The following is a 21608-nucleotide window of genomic DNA, read 5'->3' as shown; positions in this document are numbered from 1 at the left end:
TTCGAGGAGTCTCGCAGATTCCCTTCCCAAAAACAACATTATCGTTTAACAGAGCCTTACTATTAAAAAAGCTTGCAGATTCATCCAGTCGGATTATCTGCAAGCTGATAAATTGCTTTAAGCGTACTTTTTATGCCGGAGCATCAAGATCATCTTCTGCAATATGTCTTTCATTATACTCAACATCTTTACGGGCATTGTATCTGTCGGCTTTTTCAAGTGTAACCGTGATGTTGTAATCAGGAATACCTGCAAATTTCTCGTAACGGCCTCTTGGCAATAAGAAGTTTCCTTCAGGGAAGTGAACTTCAACATTTTCACGGGCGATGTCAACAAACTTCGCTCTTCCTTGGAATACACCAAAGCCGTTGTACAATACAATCCCTTCCCCTTCAGCAATGCTCAATTCTTGGGCATCTTCTTTGTTCATCAATACATCGTATCTGCCTGCACCATTTAACGGGTCCACTTCATTGTAAACCATGGAATTGAATTGTTTACCGCGACGGGAAGTAACAATAAATTGACCTTCTTTTTTACCGAGGTCAGGAATGTCAACATTAATAAGATTTCCTTTGCCATCTGGAGTCGGACAAATTCCGTCTTCGCATAACCATGCTCCGCCCCACTGGAATACATCTCCTGCTTTTTTGAGGTCCTGTATTCCATCGTAGTTTGGATTAGCCTTGGCAATTTCATCCCGGATTTCTTGCCCATCTTTGAAATCAACCAAATGGGCTGTTTCTGGCTTAATTCGTTTGGCTAGATCAATATAGATTTTCCATTCCGCACGAGCCTCTTCAATCTGGTTCTTATTCCCTTCAATTTCAGGGCTAAAGTATACCATCCGCTCTGTGGAAGTCGATGTACCGCCACCTTCTTGCTCATAGCGGGTTTTGGCAGGAATGACAATAACTGCTTCCTTGGCATCCACAAGAGTAGAGGTGTTCAGGATGATATCCTGGTGTACACGGATCTCGAGTTCAGATAAAGCTTTTTCCACAAAATCGGGATCAGGCATCGTTTCAAGGAAATTACCACCAGAAAGGTAATACATCTTAATCTTACGTTCGTGATCTTCCGGCAATACGATGTTTTCTAACGTTACGCCAACAATATCTCCTTGCCATTCTGCCAAATCAAATCCCCACAATTTTTCGATTCGTTGAATGTTTTCCCCATAGAAATCTCCACCAGGAAGCACAAATGGGTCAGCCCCCATTTCTCCACTTCCCTGTACAGAAGAGTGTCCACGGAATGGCATTAGGCCGGCATACTTGCGGCCCAGGTGTCCGCGCAGCAATGCAAGGTTTGCTACCTGTGAGATGTTATCTGTTGCAAACGAGTGCATGGTCAAGCCAAGTGCCCAGGCGTATACGGCATTTTTGCTATTCGCAAGCAGCTCAGCTAATTCAATAATCCGCTCTTTTGTCACACCAGATGATGTAATAATATCTTCCCAGCTTTGTTCCTGGACTTTTGCTTTTAATTCTTCATATCCGTTTACATGGTCATTGACAAATTCATGGTTGATAGCTGATCCAAGCCGACTTTCTTCCATGTCAAACCAGTGTTTCATAATTCCGTGCATGAAAGCAATATCCCCACCGATGTTGACTTGATAGAAGTCATCTGCGATTTTTGTTCCGAACAATGCGGATTCAGGGTTCGAAGGAATCCAATACTTGTCCATGGCTGGTTCTTTGTAAGGATTCACCACGATTATTTTCGTTCCCTTTTTCTTTGCTTCGAGCATATACTTTGTCGATACAGGTGAACTATTGGACGCTACACTTCCCCAGAACAAGAGGACGTCTGTGCCGATCCAATCAAGGTAGTTTGCTGTCGATGCCCCTACCCCAATCGAACGCTTCATCGCTGTCTTTGAAGGAGAGTGGCAAATACGGCTGGCATTGTCAATATTGTTTGTACCTAGGAATCGGGCAACTTTTCCTGCTACATAGTAGGATTCATTTGTAATTCCCCGGCTGGTTAAGTAAAACGCATACTGTTTCGGATCCAGCTTTTTCATTTTTCCAGCGATCATATCCATCGCATCGTCCCAAGTAAGCCTGGAAAATTTCCGCTCTCCTTTTCGGCGAATCATCGGATATGGAATGCGGCCCAGTTTACGAAGCTCGGTGCTGCTGTATTTTCTTAGTTCATCGATATCTGCATGAAGAATATCAGGATCAATCGCACCCACTGTATTTAAACGAAGTACATTCAACCTCGTTGTACAAAAGTGCGGTCCTGTTAAAGTTTGGTCAGAAAGACCGGATACTCCTAAAGCACAACCGTCACAAACACCTTTCGTTATGATGTTCGTTGCATATCCTAAGTTATCTTTGTTGTCCCAAACTATTTTCATAGTATCTCTTATATGGTGCGGCTTTACTTTCGTAAGCCCAAACGGAATCGGACTTACCCAATGCTTGGGTGCAGGCATTTTATCTTTCTTCTGTGGTCCTGGATGTTTTGTTTTTCCCATTCTATAACACTCCCAATAAATTCTCTTAATCTTAGTATATGAAAGGAAAATAAGAACACTCTTAATTTCCGATTGGTCAATTGTAATATTTACTGATTCATACTTGTATAAAAAAGAAAAACCACCGTAACTCAGGCTAGCCATAAGCCTCCTGAGTTTTACGGTGGTTAGTCTTTTGCAGGTTCGCTACCAAGTGCCATACCTAGTTATTAAATTTTGCCTGAATGTCTTCGTCGAACACGAAGATCGACATGCCAAAATCACGATCTAGATCGATATCGACAAACAGTTCTTTAAATTTACATCCTAAGAACTCTTCCATCTCTACAGGCGGGTTCTTGCGATACATATCTTTGACCATTTCGGTTCTCGCTGATCGCAATGCCTGCTTTCCTTCATTGGCAGAGGCCATAAATTTCTCAACTGGAGAGAGATTTCCCTCCATCTCACAAATAGCCCAGTTTTTACAAAAAGTTGTGGTGATTTTGCTTGGTCCCTTGCCCATATGCTTTTTGCGAAAGGAACGCACGATATTGCTAAATTCTGCTTCGTATTTATTCACGATATCCTCCCTGTCAACCCTACAGGCTTTAACATGTTAGGTATTGTATCATACGAAACTTTATTAGAAAAGGATCAACTAGCCATTTTTTGTGATTGTGATGCCTCATTCAATCGACGCAGCCTGCGAATGTCCAGGCGAATGAGTAAGGAAACCACTAATGCCACTATAAATAAGCCGGCAAAGAACGTTAAGCTTGTCCCATAACTTCCTGTTGTATCTTTCATCCATGCTGCAAACATTGGACCAGCCAACCCGGCAGCGGCCCAAGCTGTTAAAATGTATCCGTGAATCGCGCCTAGTTGTTTCGTTCCAAACATGTCACCGATAAATGCCGGAATCGCTGCAAACCCGCCACCGTACATCGTATAGATAACTGCCAGCATGATTTGGAAAAGAATCGCTTCTTTTGTGTGGGGCAGCAATGTAAATAAAATGATTTGTGATGCAAAGAAAATCGTATATGTGTTTGGACGACCAATGTAGTCTGAAATCGATGCCCATGCAAGACGGCCGAATCCATTGAAAAGGCCTAATATTCCAACAAGTGCCGCTGCTTCTGCTGTCGATAGTCCGATGCTCTCTTGCGCTAACGGCTTCGCAGCAGACAGAATCGCAATTCCACATGTTATATTAATGAACAGCATGACCCATAAATAATAGAAACGGGATGTTTTAATCGCTTCATTTGCTGTTAATTGAGATAGATCTTGTTGAATTCTTGCTTTACCTGATTGAACTTTCTCTTTAAAGCCTTCTGGCGCCCAATCGACAGGTGGTCTCTCTAAATATAATGATGATAATGTCATGATAACAAAATAAGAGGCACCTAAAATGTAAAATGTATTCGCTGTACCAACGGATTTAATCAATGTATCCATGATCGGGCTGGCAATCGCAGCCGCAAAACCGAATCCCATAATCGCAAGTCCTGTTGCCAGACCACGACGATCCGGGAACCATTTCACCAAAGTGGAAACAGGAGCAATATATCCAACTCCCAAACCAATTCCGCCTAAAACTCCATAAGTTAAATACAATAATGGAAGATTCCCTAGGCTAACAGCCAATCCAGCGCCTAAAATCCCTGCTCCGAAAAAACCTGCTGCAAGAAGTCCGGCTTTTCTCGGTCCATGTTTCTCAACAAAATGTCCCAGGAATGCTGCGGATAATCCCAAAAATAAAATCGCTAAACTAAATGTTAATTGTACTTGCTTCGAAGTCCAGCCGAACTCTTCGATCAATGGATCTGTAAAGTTGCTCCAAGCGTACACCGATCCAATGGAAATGTGAATTCCCACTGCCGATGCCGCGATAAGCCAGCGGTTTTTTGTCTTTTTCATCTGTCTTCCCCCTAATTGTGTGGTTCTTTTTGCATCTTCTTCCTATTCCAATCTGAAATTCCAAGTTCCGTAACGGACAAGGTTCATTTCTGATTGTCTACAACAACAGAAATGTAAGAAAAAGAACCTGTAGAACCTTTTTTATGTACTCAACTTTCATGCATGAAGACCTTTATCCGGGCGTTATTCACAATGCCAACGAAAAGAGGTCTTAAAAACACAGATAACCGCCAACCTCTCTGCATATGCATACAATCAGGGCATGTACATGCAGAGAAAGATTGACGGTTAGTTTCAAGCAGGTTTCGCTACTATCGGACCAACAGTTAATCGCTTCCAATTCCATTTACATTTTAACCGATGACAGGATCGCTATCTCGAATCAAAAATGTGACAGATTTATGAACTAAAAAAATATTATCACTTTATGAAAACCTATGCAATACCTTTAAAAAAATTTGATACACCGATTTTACACGATGGACAGAATAGATTAGAGTATGTTTAGATTTATATATTCTAAAAAATTGGGTGAAGACAATGCTAGAAAATATGAGTGAAAAGTATACCATCACAAAGTACACAAATGAAGAGTTCCTTGAAGTGGAAGATGTCATTGTAAATGAATTTCCGTTGACGGTTTTTTTGAACGATGAAGAGTTTGCTACCATAGTCTGCACTCCAACGAACTTCGAGGAGATGGTCGTGGGCTTTTTAGCGTCTGAAGGTGCGATTCGTTTTTATAGCGATATTGATTCCATCAGCATCGACGAAAGCCGCGGTTATGCTTATGTAAAGTTAAAAGCAGCTACAGTCACGAGCCAGGAATATTACTCGAAACGCTTTATTGGTTCGTGCTGTGGAAAAAGCCGCCAATTCTATTTTCACAATGATGCGAGAACAGCAAAAACATCGACATCAACCACGACGGTTACGGCAGCTCAATGTATTCGTTTGATGAACGAGATGCAAAATAGTTCCGAGGTTTTTCAGGAAACAGGCGGTGTTCACAATGCTGCACTATGTACCCCTGAAGAAATGGTTGCAGTGCGTACTGACATTGGCCGGCACAATGCATTGGATAAATTATTTGGATATAGTATTTTAAACCGTATACCTGTCCGCGATAAGATCATTGTTTTTAGCGGCCGGATTTCCTCTGAAGTCTTATTGAAAGCAGCAAAAATCGGTGTGGGTATCGTTTTATCAAAGTCGGCACCTACTGATTTGGCCATTAAGCTGGCCAATGATTTAAACATCACGGCAGTCGGTTTTATTCGTGGAAAATCATTCAATATATACTCATGTCCGGAAAGAATCACAAAATAGAATGTTCGAGGGAGGGAAAAGCCAGTGCTAACAGAACCGACGGTATATGATTATTTCAACCGCCCTCTTCGAGATTTAAGAATCTCGGTTACAGATAAATGTAATTTCCGCTGCACCTATTGTATGCCTGCTGAAATATTTGGCCCGGATTATCCCTTCTTAAAAAGAAATGAACTTCTTTCCTTCGAAGAACTGGAACGGCTGACCAAGATATTTGTTGGTTCCTTAGGAGTTAAAAAGATCCGCATCACCGGCGGGGAGCCTTTAATGCGAAGCAATCTGGCTGAGCTTATTAGGAAAATCAAAAGTATCCACGGTGTAGAAGATATTGCAATGACAACGAACGGCTCACTCTTGCCCAAGTACGCCCGAGAGTTGAAAGAGGCCGGTTTAAAGCGGGTTTCCATCAGCCTGGACTCCTTAAAAGATGAAATATTCGGGAAAATCAACGGCCGCGGCGTGTCCGTTCAAACGGTACTCGATGGAATTGATGCTGCCAGTGAAGCAGGCTTGCAAGTGAAAATAAATATGGTCGTTAAAAAGGGAATGAACGATTCGGAAATCATTCCAATGGCCAAATTCTTCCGTGAAAAAGGGCATATCCTCCGCTTTATTGAATACATGGATGTTGGCAACACAAACGAGTGGAAGCTCAATGATGTCTACCCGAAAAAGCAAATTATCGACGACATCAGCCAAGTCATGCCACTAGAACCCATTGACCCAAACTACACAGGAGAGGTAGCCAGTCGCTATCGCTATATTGGATCCAATGATGAGATCGGTGTGATCTCATCCGTCTCCGATGCGTTCTGCTCAACCTGCAACCGGGCCCGTCTGTCCGCAAGCGGAATGCTGTACACCTGTCTGTTTGCTTCAAAAGGGCATGATCTCAGATCCCCTCTTCGATCTAATCTGACAGACGAAGAGCTGGCAAGTCTTTTGCAAGAGCTCTGGAACGTGCGCAAAGACCGCTATTCCGAAGAACGCAGTACGGCCGGCACCACTCGCAAGAAAATTGAAATGAGCCATATCGGAGGATGAATCATTCTTTGAATTGAAGCAAGAACCCCTTATAGCAGATGTTGAGCAAATGTGTTCAACACTTTTATGAGGGGTATTTTTTGCACGGATTTATTGCCACTCTTCCCCTTTTTCACCGTTCAAAGAAAGGTGGTTAGAAATCCATTTAGATTTGTGAATTTGTCGATAAAATATTATATCAATATATCAATTCACCTGCATAAAAAAAGTCCGTACTTATATTAAGACAAAAATACATTCTGTAAAAAGACACATGCTCGTTTTGGACAATCTTATTTCGTGCAATAACCGGGGCACTTAGGGTAAATTATCACAGTGGAATGAAATAATCTATAGTTTCGCAAATATGATGTAGGAGTGATTACATGAATTCATTAAAAGGAAAAACTGCCTTAATCACAGGAGCTGGCAGGGGAATCGGCCGGGCTGCAGCTATTGCGCTGGCCCAGGAAGGCGTAAATGTAGGATTGATTGGTTTGAATATGTCCAATCTTGAAAAAGTGGCTGCTGATTTGGCGCAGTATGATGTTGAAGTTTCAGCAGCTTCTGCAGATGTGGCTGATCTTGATGCTGTCAGTCATGCCGTTGAGCATATCAAATCAGACCTCGGGGCGATCAATATCTTAATTAACAATGCCGGAATTGCTAAATTCGGTGAATTTATGGAGCTCACTCCCGAAGAGTGGGAAAATATAATCAAAGTCAACCTGATGGGAGTATATAATGTAACCCGTGCGGTATTGCCAGGAATGATTGAGCAAAAAGCAGGTGACATTATTAACATTTCTTCATCTGCGGGCCAAAGAGGAGCTGCCGTGACAAGCGCCTACAGTGCTTCCAAATTCGCAGTGCTTGGGCTGACCGAATCACTAATGCTGGAAGTGCGCAAGCACAACATCCGCGTCAGTGCCCTGACTCCAAGTACAGTGGCAACCGATTTAGCGATTGAGACGAATCTGACCGACGGCAATCCCGAAAAAGTCATGCAGCCCGAAGACCTTGCCGAATTCATGGTAGCGCAGCTAAAGCTGAATCCGCGAGTCTTTGTAAAAACAGCAGGTATGTGGTCCACAAATCCTTAAGAAATCCAGCAGACGCCACTAAGTGTAATTCTTTTCAGCGGGATATTAAATAAGGAGCAAGCCGATACCGGCTGCTCCTTAAATTTATTTATTCCTTGTTGCTGCTTCTTACTGGGCTTAACTATCAGTATCCCTCAACAATCCCTTTCTTCAACTGTATAAACAAGGTTGTTGCTCCTTTTATTTAGTAGGCACTTCAACAATTGCCATTCTAAATTCCCCACCGTTAGAATCCGTTACTTTCGAATAAGGTAGCCAATTTAATTTATAGGAGCCTAAAAGATTTAAGGAAGTTTCCCTACTTTTCATGGTCCCTTGCCCAGTATTTACTCCCCATTTTAATTGTCCTTCTAAGATCTTTCCATGATGAATCCTATACTCTATATCATTCGGGATCTTATCACGTAACACAGTCTGTTTCCAAAGCGCAGGTTCATTCGTTAGAATAATAGCATAACCATTTGTACTTGCTAATGAGTTACAAACCGTTTCTATTCTTACTATGTCCTTAATAAAATCATATCTTGCTAAATCTGGGGCACCATGGTTTTTTAAATTGAAGGCTTCATCATTTAATTGCAAACTTATTTTTTTAGTAATGTATTTCAACTCAAATACTGTTCGGCTACCATTTGGGTATGTAACCCAAATATCAAGATACATATTCCTATCTGCTATAGCTGGGTTGTACTCTAATCTAAGTTTATTATTTGTGTTTTCTTTATGTATCTCCCATGCTAAAGCATGTTGAAAGTCTGCTTCTGAATGAAAAATTGGTCTTTCATTTGACAAAGTAGTTAAAATGGACAATACATGCTTCACTTTTCAACTCTCCCGATTTTAAATACAAACACTTTAACTTTAGGTAGACTTTAATTCACTCTAACATTTGAGAGTTGCTAATGTCATATAAATTTTTCACAATACTTAATTACCTTATTAATTCAACTGTTTCAACGTTTGCACCATTAATAATCCGAATCGTCCAGTGGTTCTCTGGTACAGGACGTTGGAAAAAATCCAACTCCTGTAAATTGCTCTCGACCAGTAGTAACGTTCCATCTCTTGTAATTCGTCCTTCTATGAAATTCAAGTTTGAAGAATATTCAATCCACTCATGTAATATTATGTTTCCTATTATTAACACCTCACTCTAATATTAACATGAAATTGTAAAAATTTAGTATATAAGTTATGCTTTAATCATCTAATTGTACAAAATAATTAAAGGGGAAAAAAATGAGTTATCTTGGAAAGTATATGCAAATGCCGCCAACTTTTGAAAAGCTAAAGAAATTAGAGAAAGTTCTTAAAAAAGAAGCGTACTCTTTAGATACAGATTTATGCCTTATTTTACAGTTCGACTACTTTGCTTATGATGTTACTCCCTATAATGACAGAAAGAGAGAAACCCAAATGAGATAGAGTTAAAAGAACTGGACATTAATGAAATGATTAAAATTAGCCCTCAAACGAAGAACAAATAAAAAAGACTTAATCCCTGTCATATCAAGGATTTAAGCCTTTGGTAATGATGACCTGTGAGGGGCTCGAACCCCCGACCCCCACCCTGTCAAGGTGATGCTCTCCCAGCTGAGCTAACAGATCGAATTATATATGTACATCATAAAGCACATATCTAATTATATGTTTTGTCCGAAAAAAGTCAACCTCATTTATAATATTTTTCCCTTCTATTTAAATCAGCGCAAGCATTTCGTTCGTATTTCCTGCACTTATATTGATAAACTAAACAGTGAAAAAAAGGAGGAATAAAAATGACGTTGAAAGTCCGAATCTATTCTGATTATGTTTGACCGTTCTGTTATATAGCGGAGGCTCCGCTTAAGGAAGCAATTAAAGGACGAGATGTTGAGATCGAATGGATGCCGTTTGAACTGCGTCCTTATCCGGCTGAAACATTATCCCCGAAAAGCGAAAAATTTCAGCAGGGCTGGACACAATCCATCTCCCCTCTCGCTGAACGTTTTGGCGTGAAAATGGTCATGCCGGAAACGGACCCGACCCCTCATACCCACCTGGCGCATGAAGGATTTCGTTTCGCCAAGGAGAATGGCAAAGGAAATGAGTATGTCGAAGCTGTCCTGAAGGAATTCTGGGAGCAAGGCAAAGATATCGGGAACATTGATGTTCTCTCCGATACCGCTGCTTCAGTAGGATTAAACAGGGATGAGTTCAAGAAAGCATTATCCGAACGCAAATATGAAATGCATCATAAGCAGGCGCTGAAGCATGCCTACTACGATGCTCAAATTACGGCAGTGCCGACCTTTTTCATCGGTAATCGTCGCGTCCAGGGCTTGCATACGCAAGAAGCATTAGAAAGAATACTGGATGAAGAAGCGGCAAACTAAAATACAGATCCTAGGGCACTATCCATTTTTATGGATGGTGCCTTTTCCATTATAAGAACATTTGTTTCTATTTTATTTGCATAAAGAACGTTCGTTCGTATATAATATAATTAAGATTCAAAGAAATGGAGGTTTATGAATGTGAAGACGATGCTGCTGCTTAGCTTGGAAGAAGGAACACCATTGGAAATTATTTACCTTTCCGAAAAAGAAACGATTTCACAGCGAAGGATTTCCGTCCTTGAAATAGATGGTGAATATATTCGGGCTTTCTGCTTTCTTCGGCAAATGAAACGCACCTTTAAAATTTCCAACATTCTTTCCGCTCGCCTGATTCAGCCCCGCTATAAACAACTGGGATAACGGTGACCTTCACTATGATATTTACCTGCCCATTTCCTTTCCATTAATCTTCTAACAGGAAAAGTCACACCTCTTTATGCTAGAATTATGTTCGTAATCGATACGACATTCATATATGGAGTGTGAGACGATGAGTATACCTAAAGGAACCATTAAAGAATATGCGTTTACGAGCAAGGAGTTGGGGGAAGAATTTGAATTATTGATTTATCTTCCTGCAAATTTCTCTCCCCTCTATAAATATTCTGTGGCTATTGCCCAGGATGGCCGGGATTACTTTCAACTTGGTCGGATCGGAAGGGTCGCTGACGATTTGCATCACCTGCAGGAAATCGAAAATCTAATCATTGTCGGTATTCCTTACCGGGATGTCCACGACCGCAGGAGCAAATATCATCCTTCTGGTGAAAAGCATTCTGCCTACATACGCTTTCTCGCCCATGAGCTGGTTCCGTTTCTCGATAAAGAGTTTCCCACGTATCAAATGGGAATGGGACGGGCTTTAATCGGGGACTCTCTTGGCGCGACCGTTAGCCTATTGACGGCTTTACAATATCCACATACATTCGGCAAATGCATTCTGCAATCTCCTTATATAAACGATGCCGCCCTGCAAGCGGTTAAGGACTTTGAGCACCCTCACCTCATTGAACTGTATCATGTCATCGGCAAACAGGAAACCGAGGTGCCGACGACAGAGGGAACGAAAAAGAACTTTATCGAGCCGAACCGCAGAATCAGCGAGGTATTTAAACAAAAAGGGTTTTCTTATTTTTACGATGAATTCGACGGAAATCATACGTGGAAATACTGGCAGCCTGATTTAAAACGGGCACTCAAGGAAATTTTTTAAGTCAGGTTAATTATTCCATCCAAACTTTGTTATAATTATATAACTGCACATGTTAGACCATTCACTTTTTTATACGAGGAGGTACCAAAATGAAATATGGAGTGGCCATTTTCCCATCAAAAAATCTCCAGGACAAAGCAAATGCCTATCGAAAACGGTATGATCCGCATTACGCACTCATCCCTCCGCATATTACAATTAAAGGGGCATTTGAAGCTAGCGACACTGAAATCAAGAATGTTGCGGAAAAGCTTTCGCAAATCTCTTCGGATTCAAAGCCGTTTACCTTAAATGTCCTTAAGGTCAGCTCTTTCCAGCCTGTTAACAATACCATTTATTTCAAAGTTGAACTAACTCCTGAACTGAAAAAATTACACGAAACTCTTCATAGTAAAGATTTCTTCAAGAGTATAAATGAATATGCTTTTGTCCCGCACATTACGATTGGACAGCAGCTTTCAGACGATGAACACTCCGATGTGTTCGGCCAGTCAAGAATGCTTGATGTCACACATTCAGAGGAAGTGGATCGTTTCCATCTTCTGTATCAGCTTGAAAATGGTTCGTGGTCCGTCCATGAAACATTCATATTAGGAAAGGAATAGAAAAATGAACGTAATCATTGCAAAAACTGAGCAAGAACGCAAGGATGCTTATTTCATTCGTACAAAGGTCTTCATCGACGAACAACATGTTCCAGCACGGGAAGAAATTGACCAATACGAAGAGGACGCAACCCATTTTGTTTTGTATGACGCCGATAACCCGATCGGAGCCGGCCGTTTTCGCGTGTTAGACGGCATTGGCAAGGTTGAGCGCATTTGCGTTATATCTTCATCACGCCAAAAAGGCGCTGGTGTCAAGATCATGAAAGCCATCGAAGAATTCGCGATTTCAACAGACATCAAGAAATTGAAGCTGAATGCACAGACACACGCGATTCCCTTCTATGAAAGCCTTGGTTATTTGACGGTTTCTGATGAATTCCTTGATGCGGGCATTCCACACAAAACGATGATAAAAGAAATCTAATTAAACCGGACGCTTCATGTACAAAAACATGAAGCGTCCGGTTTTTTTATTTCTTATCCACCTCCGGCAACTAGAAAATTCCACTATTGTCCTATGAGCAATTCGCCTTTGGTCTCATAACCTATTATAAGAAACATGAAGGAGGGGTAACGTGAACAATAATGAAATCGACATGGAAGAATCCCAGAGACGGCTAATGGAATTAATGGTGTCCCGTACACTGAAAAAGCATGGCATCAGTAAAGGGAAGTTCAATCTTTCTGAAGAGGAAAGGGATAAATTGAGAAGCACAATCGAACTTCTACAGAAGCAATCAGCAGCACTGATGGGCAATCGAAACACAATAACAGAAGCTGATGTAAACCCGGGGACCAATATGTACAATGTCAGAGATACTGAATCAGATGAAAGCCTCGATCAAGAAGCATTTTCGAAACTCAACTTAGCAGAAAGAAGAAAAAATAGACGTTTGGAGTGATACATTCGTCCAAACATAGTTGCCTGACTAGCATACTTTATAAGTGAATAATTAAAAAGGAGGATCATTATGAATCAAGATGTTTATAAAAGCAATGAAAGACATGAAAGACATGAAAGTAGATGGTCTGCATTGGATCCATGCTCAAAACACCCGATGGACAATTTTTGCAAAGACGACGACAACGAAATCGAACAAGATGCGACGCAAAAAAAATCCGAGTATCAATTGTCCGAAGAGCTTATTTATATTAAAGATTCCTGCAACGTAGAGGTCAACTCCACTGACGTTAAAGCGGCCCTTTCTTTACAGGCAGCCCTTCAAGCAGCTATCGCAGTAGTAATCAGCATTTCAATCGCAGATGGGGACAGAGCCGATAAAATCACTCAGGATCTGCTTCAGTCATCTAAGATTACGCAAATCACACGCCAAAAAACAATTGTCGAAAACTCCAGAGATGTTGATATCAGAACAACGGATGCGCAAGTGGCCGTCAATATCCAGCTATTGCTGCAACTATTGCTTGCTCTTATCGTAGAACTAGATATCCTCTAAAAAAGAAAAGGACACGGAATGTGTCCTTTTCTTTATATTTTTACATTAACATGTCCGCCTTTACCGGTTAATTCGGCCGTCGTTTGAGTGATAATATGCTCAGGGATCTTGCTTTTCCATGATGGAACAGAAAAATAAGCGGAAGCTGTGTTCAAAGGCTTGCTATTCTGTATCGATTCGTCTTTTTCTATATTTTCTGTTTCCTTATCCATGCTCTGAATAAATGTAATCGGTCTGATTGGCATAACGCCTTGTACAAGCTTGTCCGGTTGCTTTTCTGCGCCCACCGTGCGATTTGCGTACTGAATATATTCATATTGAGTCACTGGAAGAATGTATCCCATCATATTCACCCCTTTGATTACACTTTATGTATCAAAAAACTTCTTACATAGATATATACCCATTTTTTTGTTATATAAACACATCTTTTTGACTCTTTTGGTTTCGAATTTGTTTTGGTATGATGAATACTGCTTGAATATTAAATAGAATTTGAGGTCATATCAATGAATGCAGCTAAATCAGGAAAAGAGATAATCCGTCTTGAAGCTGTATCTGCTGAACGGCTTCAGGCCTTATATGAACAAGGCCGGCGCGGAGAACTTTCTTGTCCGATTTGTGGGAGCCATATGAAATTACATCTAGGCATCCATGAACCCCCGTATTTTGATCACACCGCTCCCTCTTCAAACTGTGAAAAAGCCGTGTTGCAGCTTGAATCTGAGAAAGTAATGGAGAACTCTACAAGTTCCGGTTTCAGGCTTCCGAAACAGAGAAATATCGGTGTTTCTTCGGACGTACCTTTTATAAAAAGCAGACCGATAAAGGGAAATCCATCGTTCACAGAAAAGCTTCCTATGCCATACACAAACGAGGCTGCATATTTTGCACTCCTCAAAGAACATGGGGTAACGCTTGATAAACAGCAAATGACAGCTGCTACCAGCATCGATGGTCCTCTGCTCGTCTTATCAGGGGCCGGGAGCGGCAAAACAAGAGTATTGACGGTACGGACCGCATATATGATTGCAGAGAAAAAAGTCGACCCGAAAGACATTATGCTCGTTACGTTTACGGCGAAGGCCGCTAAAGAAATGAAAGAAAGGCTGCTGTCTTATCCTAAAATCTCTGTATCAGACGTAAATCAGTTGGTCAGTGGAACCTTCCACAGCATCTTTTATAAAATATTGATGTTTCATGAGCCGGAAAAATGGCAGCGCGACCTTCTAATAAAGTGGGACTGGGAAAAGGAAAAAATCATAAAAGCTGCCGGACGTGAATACGGACTGGATGAAAAAGAATTTGCTTATGATCAGGCCCTTCAGAGAATCGGACTATGGAAAAACTCGCTCATTTTTCCGAAAGATATTAAACCGGTTGATGATTGGGAAAAATCATGTGCTTTTTTATACAAAAAATATGAAGAATCTAAAGAAAAAACAAGGATGTATGACTTTGATGATATGCTTGTCGGCTGTTATTTATTTTTAAAATCTAGCCCAGCAATCTTGGAGAGGTACAGGCAGCGGTTTCAATATATTCATGTCGATGAATTCCAGGATATTAATAACGTTCAATATGAACTAGTGAAACTCCTTTCGTCTGACTCGAAAAATATTTGTGTTGTCGGGGATGATGACCAGGCCATCTATTCATTCCGTGGCAGTAACCCGTCCTTTATTCTTGATTTTGAAAAGGATTTTCCCGGCACAAAAGTGGTTAAACTCACGGAAAATTACCGTTCCGCACATGAAATTGTCGCTACGGCAAACCGGATCATTGCAAACAATCAAAACCGGATAGACAAAACGATGAGCGCTCAACACAATTTCAGTGATCCTCCATTTTTGTTTTATCCATATGATGAGGAATTGGAAGCCACGATGATCGTGACTGACATTAAGGAAAAATTATCCCAGGGAGCAAGACCCGGCGATTTCGCGATTCTCTATCGAACCCATTCTATGTCACGCGCAGTATTCGAAAGACTCGCAGCCGGTTCTTTGCCTTTTGTGATTGAACAGGATGCTGAATCCTTCTATGAACGGCGGATTGTCAAAGGAATGCTTTCTTTTTTGCGTTTAAGTATGCAGCCGCAGAATGCAAAAGCTGCAGCCGATGTGTTATCCTCGCTTTTTTTAAAGCAAAGCGTCCTCCAAGAGATGAAGGCACTGACCATTCTACAGGATTGTGATTTTATCGATGCCTTTTCCTTTATTAAAACAGGACATGCTTTTCAGGAGAGAAAGCTGAAGGCTCTCCCTGCAAAGATTCGATCACTGAAGAATGTCAGGCCGCCCGTCGCCCTGGAAATCATTGAAAAGGATCTGGGCTATCAAGACTTTGTAAAAAAGCGGGGCAATGAAGGTAATATCGAGAAGGGCTCGGACGACATCCGGGATATCAAGGTTGCCGCTAAACGCTTTGAAACCATCGGTGAATTTCTCGATCACGTTGACCATATGATCGGAATGAATAAGGAAGTGAAACAGCTTTCCAAGCACGTAACCGATGCTATTCAGCTTACAACGATTCACCGTTCAAAGGGACTCGAGTACAAAACAGTGTATGTATTATCTACCGTCGATGGGAGCATTCCGCATGATTTCGCCTTAGATTCCTACCGCAAGGGTGAGCTTGAGCCATTAGAAGAAGAGCGGAGGCTGCTGTATGTAGCGGCAACCCGCGCAAGTCTCGGCCTCTACTTTTCTGTACCGCAAACGAGACGAGGAAAAACAGCTTATCCTTCACGGTTTCTAAAGCTATAAATCAGGGCTTTGGATGATCAGCGGGTTTCACAGACTGATTGCCCGATTTGTTGAATTGATTATATACAGGATCGTTTTCAATCTGCTAAAAAAAGGGCCTACGAAAAGCACGTTTGGATGAGCTTTTTGTTGGCCCCTTTTTATATCAATCTGATCACTTCTTTTTATTAAGCATATTAGCAATCGTGCTGAAATCGAGCTTATTGCCATCTTTCACGATGGACTTGACGATTTTATCTTCCATTTCTTGGTTGACGGGTTTATTGGCAATTCTGGAAACACGTTTAATCACGTTGCGAACCGTCTTTTCATCTTTAAAATTTGCACCTTGCAACGAATTTGCCAATTCAAATACATCCTTCATATTTACGCCTGTTTTGCCTTCCATGTTTTTAAAGAAATTATTGTCCACTTTTAGCCCTCCTTCACTGTATTACTATCCTATGTAAAGGAATATTTATTGTGAGGAAATGAGGACATTATGAACATCTGGACTTCTATATCCATAAAAAAACGGAACGGGTTAAACCCATTCCGTTTTTCAAGATTAGCAATAAGCCGCACCGACAATAATTAACAAGATAAACAAGACCACAATTAAAACAAAACCGTACCCGTGGCCTTTATCATATCCAGCGTCTTCGTATCCATATCCACTACATCCATATCCGTACATTTTTATTTCACCTCGCTTTTTCGCTTAGGTTACTTTAACATATGTAAGGCTAGTGACTGATGTATAGGCAGCATCCCATGCAATAAACCTAATTTACTGTACAAATCCCTATCCTTTGGGCTTAAATACCAAAGCTCCAATAAAGCCGAATACAATCGCAGAAGATATACCTGAACTGGTTACTTCAAACATCCCGGTGAGAACGCCCACTAGTCCATGCTTCCCTGCCTCTTGCATCGCGCCATGGACAAGGGAATTTCCAAAAGAGGTAATCGGGACGGTTGCACCCGCTCCAGCAAAATCCATCAGCGGTTCATAAAGCCCAAAACCGTCGAGTATCGCTCCGATAACTACAAGGGTACTAAGTGTATGACCCGGGGTCAGCTTTGCTACATCAAACATCAGCTGGCCGATTACACAAATGATCCCTCCGACGACAAACGCCCAAAAAAACATTGGGAGCATTCTACATTCCACCCTTCAAGATTTGACTTGCTCGAAAATAACTGCTCTTCGTTGTTGCCAAACAGGCAATCGTTGTTGACCTTACGTTAATTCTTTTTGCAGTTTCACTATTTTTTGAAATTTTTCCTTCGCCTTCTTTTCAGGGACATCTTTTTCTCTGAGCATGTTATTTAATCTCACTGTTTCCAGAAAGATCTTATAATCACTGGAGACGGTAAATTTATACCCCTTAAACTTCTTCTTCAGACGGTCATTCACATTCTTTTCAATCTTTTTCATTTGAAACCTGTGCATATGATTCACTTTATAAGCGACCAGAATGTCTTTGCCGTTTTGAACGGCAACTACATCGTAAATGCCGTCTATTCTGACCACCTCACTTTTCACCTTCTCCGGCACTCCATCTTTTTGATATGTAACGCTTCTGATGTCCATGGCAGGAGGATCCGTCCTCTGGATAAGGGCCATACCCTCTTTCTGATTGTCTCTGTTACCTGCACATCCTGTGATCATAAACAGAAAGGTTAGGGAAAAGAGGAAATAATAGGCTGTATTATGCCTTTTTTTTGGCATGTTCTCACGTCCTCATTAATGTTTGTTCTGTTTACTATTTTTCGACTTTGTACATTTTTTATGAATGAAATTTTTCCCAGAAAAAAACCTTATCCTCTGAAAGATAAGGTTTACACACTCTTCTTAAACTTAGCTGTTTTTGAGCCGATTTCATTTGCCTTTTTGGCATCCGCAGCCTTTCTTCACTTTAACAGGTTTGCCTTTGGCTAAGGGTCTTGGGTATGGATATCCCGGCTGTTGTTTATTCATAGCAAATCCTCCTTTTAGTACCATTAAGAAAGTTGAACTAAAGAATTGCGCGTTGATAATTAATATCGTTGATTTTTGGCTCATTTAAGTTCCAACTGCATAAGGTCGAGAGAAAGCTCGCTTTCTCCTCTACCTTATGCAGTTGGAGCGACCTTTCAGCTATGCTGAAAGGCATGTGAAACTCATGTTTCACATGAATGAGTCAAAAATAAATTGGTGGACAGCTTAATTCAACTTATATAGTATATGAAGACACCTTATGCTATGGTTCTTTCAACTGCCTATCAACCCGCTGATTATTGTCTCAATGATAGAGCCAATCGCTGCTATTGCGAGAACAATGATGACATAATCACTAAATGGTAGTTGGTATAGATATAATCCTCCCAGCAGCATGCTCACCCAAATGCCTGTGCACCAATGACAGCTCAAAAGCTCTCCGATCCAACCTCTGACTCCTTCTTCCTTTGGGGTAAAATAAATTTCTACCGTGCCATCTTCTACTGTTTCTTCTATCTCTTTAAAAAACGGCCTTCTGATAAATTCCGTAATTCTGTCATAGACAATAAGCCTGGTCAGCCGGAATGCTGCCAGGCCGAGCAATATAATCATGGTCAAATCGATGTTTTCCAGCATCACGCCTATCCTCCGCTAAGTGTGGTTTATTCCATGGCATATTTCCATAAAAGGCGGATCATACCAGCCTAAAATGCTGTATTTCGGAAATATCAAGGTCAAATACGGCCGTACCAGCTTTTACTTTTATAGATTCTTCATGTTTATCGAGCACTTGAAGGCTAAGGATTTTCCCTTTTACCACTGCTTCACAGAGTGGCTTTTGCGCGTTGGCGGGGTACTGCGCAAGCTCATTCAGCTTTAAAAGCAAAGCATCCCGTCCTTCGGGTGTGTTACTGTACATATGATTGCTATTCAATGAGGAAAAATCCTCTTCCTTTTGCTTAGTTATTTTTTTAACCGCGACGATTTCATCCTCAATTTCCTTTAACGCCTCATACACGCCGTATTCCTGCTTCACTTGCTCTAATTTGCTGTCTTCGTCAGTTTTTTTTCGCTGTTCTTCATTTTCATCATCCTGCTCCGCAAATAGTGACTCCTCACCCGGCACGCCTTCTCTCTTTTTTTGATGGCCCTTTGAACGATGTACCTGCTGCATTTGTGGCGCTTCCTGCGGCGGCATTTCCGGTTGGACAATATATAAAAGTGGCTTAGCCTTTTGTTTAGTATTATCGTCCATTTTACGCTCCTCTCTTTAGTACATAATTTTCGAAAAATCCATTGAGTTTAAAAATAAACAGACTTTCTATAATATATATGGGCAATTTATCATTTTATGATGTGTCCTTTTTCCTTAAGCACAAAACATAAAAAAAAGCTTGCCCGGATAGGACAAGCTTAGTTAATAACGTATTCTTTTATCAGACAGTACCTTTTAACCGATTACATGATAACCGGAATCAACATGGATGTTTTCTCCTGTAATCCCACGGGCCATGTTGCTGAATAGAAAAACGGCTGTGTCGCCAACCTCTTCCGGTGTTGTGGTACGGCGAAGAGGGGCATTCTCTTCAATCTTTTTCAAAATGGAATTAAAGTCGCTGACACCTTTCGCTGACAAGGTGCGGATCGGTCCGGCAGAAATGGAATTCACCCGGATTCCCTGCTTGCCCAGGTCGTTTGCCAGGTATCTCACACTCGCATCCAGTGAGGCTTTTGCAACACCCATCACATTATAATTCGGAAGGACGCGCTCGCCGCCAAGATACGTCAATGTGACGATACTGCCGCCCTCGGACATCAATTCCTTTGCAGTCTTTGCCACCGCAGTCAATGAATAGGAACTAATGTTGTGGGCAAGCAAGAAACCGTCACGGGTTGTATTCATATAATCCCCCTCAAGTTCTTCCTTATTGGCGAAAGCAATGCAATGAGCTATGCCGTGGATGGTACCGACTTCTTCCTTGATTGCAGTAAAGCACTTATTAATATCTTCATCATCTGTCACATCACAAGGCAATACCAGCGATGAAGCCCCTAGAGATTCAGCCAGTTCCCTCACGTTTTTTTCAAGCCGTTCACCTGCATATGTAAAAATCAATTTTGCACCGGCCTCGTGCAAGGAACGAGCGATTCCCCAGGCAATGCTTCGTTTATTGGCAACACCCATTACAACATACGTTTTTCCATCTAAAGAGAGAGTCATGGCTTATATGCCTCCTGTTTAATACAAGTTATTAGCACCTAGTACTAATTAGAGTATATCAAACAATCGAGACGAATAAAACATTTTTCGAAACAACATATTGTTAAAACAATGATTCTGTTTTAAAATCATTCTATTGGAATAATCTTACATAAAAGCCTCGACTGTATTATTCTTAATCGGAGCCGGCTTGTTTCTCGGCAATGCGATTCTGCTAAAAATCATTACTCGCTTTAACCAAAGAAATTCTCTCTTTGAAAGCCAGATCCATTAGAATCTTTCAAATTAATCAGGAGGTGAAAAAATGGTCAAAACGGAGAGTATGATATCCCTTATCATCAGTATTGCCATTGCAATCATTATTCCAATTGTGCTGACTGTCTATTTCAAGAAAAAATATAAAATTTCATTAAAAGTTTTACTTGTCGGTGCGTTAACTTTCTTTTTATTCGTTCAAGTTTTAGAGGGTTTAGTCCCTTTTGTGGTGTTTAATAACGGCCCGGCCAGTTCGCTGTTGGAAAATCCTTGGGCTTATATGCTCTATGGAGGGTTAATGGCAGGAATTTTTGAAGAGACTGGGCGCTTCCTCATGTTTTCTTTCCTATTGAAAAAATATCGGGAATGTAAGGATGGTTTGGCCTTCGGACTTGGCCACGGCGGTCTGGAGTCAGTGATGATTGTAGGAATCACCAATATTACCATGCTAGCTTATGCCTTCATGATCAATAATGGCACATTCGATAAGCTGCTCATTAATCAGCAGACGAAAGACGCATTGCAGCCGGTAAAGCAGCAATTAATTAGTGAACCTTCCTACCTGTACTTGCTCGGCGGAATCGAGAGGATTTCAGCTATCGCTTTCCAGATTGCTCTTTCCCTGCTTGTCTTATATGCAGTTAAGGAGAATAAGAAAGTCTATCTCCTATATGCAATTGGAATTCACGCCCTGCTAAACTTCCCTGCAGCTCTATACCAAAAGGATGTGATTACGAACATTTTCATAATCGAAATCTTTTACGTATTTATTGCCGTTGGAGCAATAATGTGGATCCGGAAGTCTAGAAAGTTATTTTCAAACCCTGTATAAGCCGAATCCAACAAGAACCTGCAGCCACTCCAAGCTGCAGGTTCTTGTTTTGGGAGATA

The 21608-nt window shown here is 41.1% G+C and carries 24 protein-coding genes and 1 tRNA gene; 12 read left to right on the top strand and 13 right to left on the bottom strand.

The features are described 5' to 3' along the window. Positions 1-130: 130 nt before the first annotated feature. The 3 genes from D0463_RS12580 to D0463_RS12570 all read right to left on the bottom strand — a co-directional run bounded on the left by D0463_RS12580 (position 131) and on the right by D0463_RS12570 (position 4396). Positions 131-2491 (bottom strand): FdhF/YdeP family oxidoreductase, encoded by a 2361-nt coding sequence (locus D0463_RS12580; RefSeq protein ID WP_117307744.1) that lies wholly within the window; start codon positions 2489-2491, stop codon positions 131-133. Between the two features lie 202 nt (positions 2492-2693). Beyond that, a complete protein-coding gene (locus D0463_RS12575; RefSeq protein ID WP_117307743.1) occupies positions 2694-3053 on the bottom strand; it encodes a Na-translocating system protein MpsC family protein in 360 nt (119 codons plus the stop codon). Positions 3054-3127: 74 nt separating this feature from the next. Beyond that, on the bottom strand, positions 3128-4396 hold the full coding sequence (locus D0463_RS12570) for an L-lactate MFS transporter (RefSeq protein WP_117307742.1): 1269 nt from the start codon (positions 4394-4396) through the stop codon (positions 3128-3130). Between the two features lie 540 nt (positions 4397-4936). Between D0463_RS12570 and fdhD the strand changes: the two genes are divergently transcribed. From fdhD to D0463_RS12555, 3 genes are all read left to right on the top strand, one after another. After that, the gene (gene fdhD / locus D0463_RS12565) at positions 4937-5725 is read left to right on the top strand and encodes a formate dehydrogenase accessory sulfurtransferase FdhD (protein WP_117307741.1); all 789 of its coding nucleotides are present in this window, start codon (positions 4937-4939) and stop codon (positions 5723-5725) included. 24 nt (positions 5726-5749) lie between these two features. Further along, the gene (moaA, locus tag D0463_RS12560) at positions 5750-6769 is read left to right on the top strand and encodes a GTP 3',8-cyclase MoaA (protein WP_117307740.1); all 1020 of its coding nucleotides are present in this window, start codon (positions 5750-5752) and stop codon (positions 6767-6769) included. Positions 6770-7134: 365 nt separating this feature from the next. After that, positions 7135-7851 carry a 3-ketoacyl-ACP reductase gene (locus D0463_RS12555; protein ID WP_117307739.1) on the top strand — a complete coding sequence of 239 codons (717 nt, stop codon included), beginning with the start codon at positions 7135-7137 and terminating at the stop codon, positions 7849-7851. Positions 7852-8031: 180 nt separating this feature from the next. Here D0463_RS12555 and D0463_RS12550 read toward each other — a convergent pair whose 3' ends face one another. Both D0463_RS12550 and D0463_RS12540 read right to left on the bottom strand, forming a co-directional pair. Continuing rightward, complete coding sequence (locus tag D0463_RS12550) at positions 8032-8673, bottom strand: hypothetical protein (RefSeq protein ID WP_117307738.1); 642 nt, start codon at positions 8671-8673, stop codon at positions 8032-8034. Positions 8674-9386: 713 nt separating this feature from the next. Continuing rightward, positions 9387-9459: transfer RNA gene (locus tag D0463_RS12540), tRNA-Val, on the bottom strand. A 221-nt stretch (positions 9460-9680) separates the two neighbouring features. Between D0463_RS12540 and D0463_RS12535 the strand changes: the two genes are divergently transcribed. The 7 genes from D0463_RS12535 (at position 9681) to D0463_RS12505 (ending at position 13507) form a co-directional block, all read left to right on the top strand. Continuing rightward, a complete protein-coding gene (locus D0463_RS12535) occupies positions 9681-10226 on the top strand; it encodes a DsbA family oxidoreductase (RefSeq protein ID WP_301950644.1) in 546 nt (181 codons plus the stop codon). 150 nt (positions 10227-10376) lie between these two features. Next, entirely contained in the window at positions 10377-10589 is a 213-nt protein-coding gene (locus D0463_RS12530) for a hypothetical protein (protein ID WP_367946585.1), read from the top strand. 130 nt (positions 10590-10719) lie between these two features. Continuing rightward, complete coding sequence (locus D0463_RS12525) at positions 10720-11442, top strand: alpha/beta hydrolase (RefSeq protein ID WP_117307734.1); 723 nt, start codon at positions 10720-10722, stop codon at positions 11440-11442. 89 nt (positions 11443-11531) lie between these two features. Beyond that, positions 11532-12047, top strand: a complete 516-nt coding sequence (locus D0463_RS12520) for a YjcG family protein (RefSeq protein WP_117307733.1) — start codon at positions 11532-11534, stop codon at positions 12045-12047. A 4-nt stretch (positions 12048-12051) separates the two neighbouring features. Beyond that, complete coding sequence (locus D0463_RS12515) at positions 12052-12474, top strand: GNAT family N-acetyltransferase (protein ID WP_117307732.1); 423 nt, start codon at positions 12052-12054, stop codon at positions 12472-12474. 151 nt (positions 12475-12625) lie between these two features. Beyond that, positions 12626-12952: a hypothetical protein gene (locus D0463_RS12510; protein ID WP_117307731.1), complete on the top strand. Its 327-nt coding sequence runs from the start codon at positions 12626-12628 to the stop codon at positions 12950-12952. A gap of 69 nt (positions 12953-13021) precedes the next feature. Continuing rightward, positions 13022-13507, top strand: coding sequence for a spore coat protein (locus D0463_RS12505; protein ID WP_117307730.1), 486 nt, complete (start codon positions 13022-13024; stop codon positions 13505-13507). Positions 13508-13539: 32 nt separating this feature from the next. Here D0463_RS12505 and D0463_RS12500 read toward each other — a convergent pair whose 3' ends face one another. Further along, complete coding sequence (locus D0463_RS12500; protein ID WP_117307729.1) at positions 13540-13851, bottom strand: hypothetical protein; 312 nt, start codon at positions 13849-13851, stop codon at positions 13540-13542. 165 nt (positions 13852-14016) lie between these two features. On the opposite strand from D0463_RS12500, the gene D0463_RS12495 reads away from it, so the two are divergent. Next, positions 14017-16278 carry an ATP-dependent helicase gene (locus D0463_RS12495; RefSeq protein WP_117307728.1) on the top strand — a complete coding sequence of 754 codons (2262 nt, stop codon included), beginning with the start codon at positions 14017-14019 and terminating at the stop codon, positions 16276-16278. Positions 16279-16432: 154 nt separating this feature from the next. On the opposite strand, the gene spoVIF is transcribed toward D0463_RS12495, so the two are convergent. The 7 genes from spoVIF to fabI form a co-directional block, all read right to left on the bottom strand. After that, complete coding sequence (gene spoVIF / locus D0463_RS12490) at positions 16433-16690, bottom strand: sporulation-specific transcription regulator SpoVIF (protein WP_117307727.1); 258 nt, start codon at positions 16688-16690, stop codon at positions 16433-16435. 135 nt (positions 16691-16825) lie between these two features. Then, positions 16826-16954, bottom strand: a complete 129-nt coding sequence (locus tag D0463_RS12485; RefSeq protein WP_117307726.1) for a YjcZ family sporulation protein — start codon at positions 16952-16954, stop codon at positions 16826-16828. A gap of 108 nt (positions 16955-17062) precedes the next feature. Next, the gene (spoVAE, locus tag D0463_RS12480) at positions 17063-17419 is read right to left on the bottom strand and encodes a stage V sporulation protein AE (RefSeq protein ID WP_117307725.1); all 357 of its coding nucleotides are present in this window, start codon (positions 17417-17419) and stop codon (positions 17063-17065) included. Between the two features lie 81 nt (positions 17420-17500). Beyond that, positions 17501-17992, bottom strand: a complete 492-nt coding sequence (locus tag D0463_RS12475) for a YhcN/YlaJ family sporulation lipoprotein (RefSeq protein WP_117307724.1) — start codon at positions 17990-17992, stop codon at positions 17501-17503. Between the two features lie 522 nt (positions 17993-18514). Then, positions 18515-18877 (bottom strand): DUF1360 domain-containing protein, encoded by a 363-nt coding sequence (locus D0463_RS12470; RefSeq protein ID WP_117307723.1) that lies wholly within the window; start codon positions 18875-18877, stop codon positions 18515-18517. Positions 18878-18935: 58 nt separating this feature from the next. Next, positions 18936-19496 (bottom strand): hypothetical protein, encoded by a 561-nt coding sequence (locus tag D0463_RS12465; RefSeq protein WP_117307722.1) that lies wholly within the window; start codon positions 19494-19496, stop codon positions 18936-18938. Between the two features lie 195 nt (positions 19497-19691). After that, entirely contained in the window at positions 19692-20462 is a 771-nt protein-coding gene (fabI, locus tag D0463_RS12460) for an enoyl-ACP reductase FabI (protein ID WP_117307721.1), read from the bottom strand. 304 nt (positions 20463-20766) lie between these two features. Here fabI and D0463_RS12455 point away from each other — a divergent pair, with 304 nt between their 5' ends. Further along, on the top strand, positions 20767-21549 hold the full coding sequence (locus tag D0463_RS12455) for a YhfC family intramembrane metalloprotease (protein WP_117307720.1): 783 nt from the start codon (positions 20767-20769) through the stop codon (positions 21547-21549). Positions 21550-21608: the final 59 nt, after the last annotated feature.

Origin of the sequence: Bacillus sp. V59.32b, assembly GCF_003429085.1 — a bacterium.
Classification (GTDB): Bacteria; Bacillota; Bacilli; order Bacillales; family DSM-1321; genus Peribacillus.
This window is presented reverse-complemented; position numbering and strand designations above follow the sequence as displayed.

What these genes read in the sequence shown, in the direction of transcription:
- D0463_RS12580 (WP_117307744.1), bottom strand. Translation starts at nt 2,491, where the DNA reads ATGGGAAAAACAAAACATCCAGGACCACAGAAGAAAGATAAAATGCCT.
- D0463_RS12570 (WP_117307742.1), bottom strand. Translation starts at nt 4,396, where the DNA reads ATGAAAAAGACAAAAAACCGCTGGCTTATCGCGGCATCGGCAGTGGGA.
- fdhD (WP_117307741.1), top strand. Translation starts at nt 4,937, where the DNA reads ATGCTAGAAAATATGAGTGAAAAGTATACCATCACAAAGTACACAAAT.
- D0463_RS12555 (WP_117307739.1), top strand. Translation starts at nt 7,135, where the DNA reads ATGAATTCATTAAAAGGAAAAACTGCCTTAATCACAGGAGCTGGCAGG.
- D0463_RS12530 (WP_367946585.1), top strand. Translation starts at nt 10,377, where the DNA reads ATGCTGCTGCTTAGCTTGGAAGAAGGAACACCATTGGAAATTATTTAC.
- D0463_RS12525 (WP_117307734.1), top strand. Translation starts at nt 10,720, where the DNA reads ATGAGTATACCTAAAGGAACCATTAAAGAATATGCGTTTACGAGCAAG.
- D0463_RS12520 (WP_117307733.1), top strand. Translation starts at nt 11,532, where the DNA reads ATGAAATATGGAGTGGCCATTTTCCCATCAAAAAATCTCCAGGACAAA.
- D0463_RS12515 (WP_117307732.1), top strand. Translation starts at nt 12,052, where the DNA reads ATGAACGTAATCATTGCAAAAACTGAGCAAGAACGCAAGGATGCTTAT.
- D0463_RS12505 (WP_117307730.1), top strand. Translation starts at nt 13,022, where the DNA reads ATGAATCAAGATGTTTATAAAAGCAATGAAAGACATGAAAGACATGAA.
- D0463_RS12500 (WP_117307729.1), bottom strand. Translation starts at nt 13,851, where the DNA reads ATGGGATACATTCTTCCAGTGACTCAATATGAATATATTCAGTACGCA.
- D0463_RS12495 (WP_117307728.1), top strand. Translation starts at nt 14,017, where the DNA reads ATGAATGCAGCTAAATCAGGAAAAGAGATAATCCGTCTTGAAGCTGTA.
- D0463_RS12485 (WP_117307726.1), bottom strand. Translation starts at nt 16,954, where the DNA reads ATGTACGGATATGGATGTAGTGGATATGGATACGAAGACGCTGGATAT.
- spoVAE (WP_117307725.1), bottom strand. Translation starts at nt 17,419, where the DNA reads ATGCTCCCAATGTTTTTTTGGGCGTTTGTCGTCGGAGGGATCATTTGT.
- D0463_RS12475 (WP_117307724.1), bottom strand. Translation starts at nt 17,992, where the DNA reads ATGCCAAAAAAAAGGCATAATACAGCCTATTATTTCCTCTTTTCCCTA.
- D0463_RS12470 (WP_117307723.1), bottom strand. Translation starts at nt 18,877, where the DNA reads ATGCTGGAAAACATCGATTTGACCATGATTATATTGCTCGGCCTGGCA.
- D0463_RS12465 (WP_117307722.1), bottom strand. Translation starts at nt 19,496, where the DNA reads ATGGACGATAATACTAAACAAAAGGCTAAGCCACTTTTATATATTGTC.
- fabI (WP_117307721.1), bottom strand. Translation starts at nt 20,462, where the DNA reads ATGACTCTCTCTTTAGATGGAAAAACGTATGTTGTAATGGGTGTTGCC.
- D0463_RS12455 (WP_117307720.1), top strand. Translation starts at nt 20,767, where the DNA reads ATGGTCAAAACGGAGAGTATGATATCCCTTATCATCAGTATTGCCATT.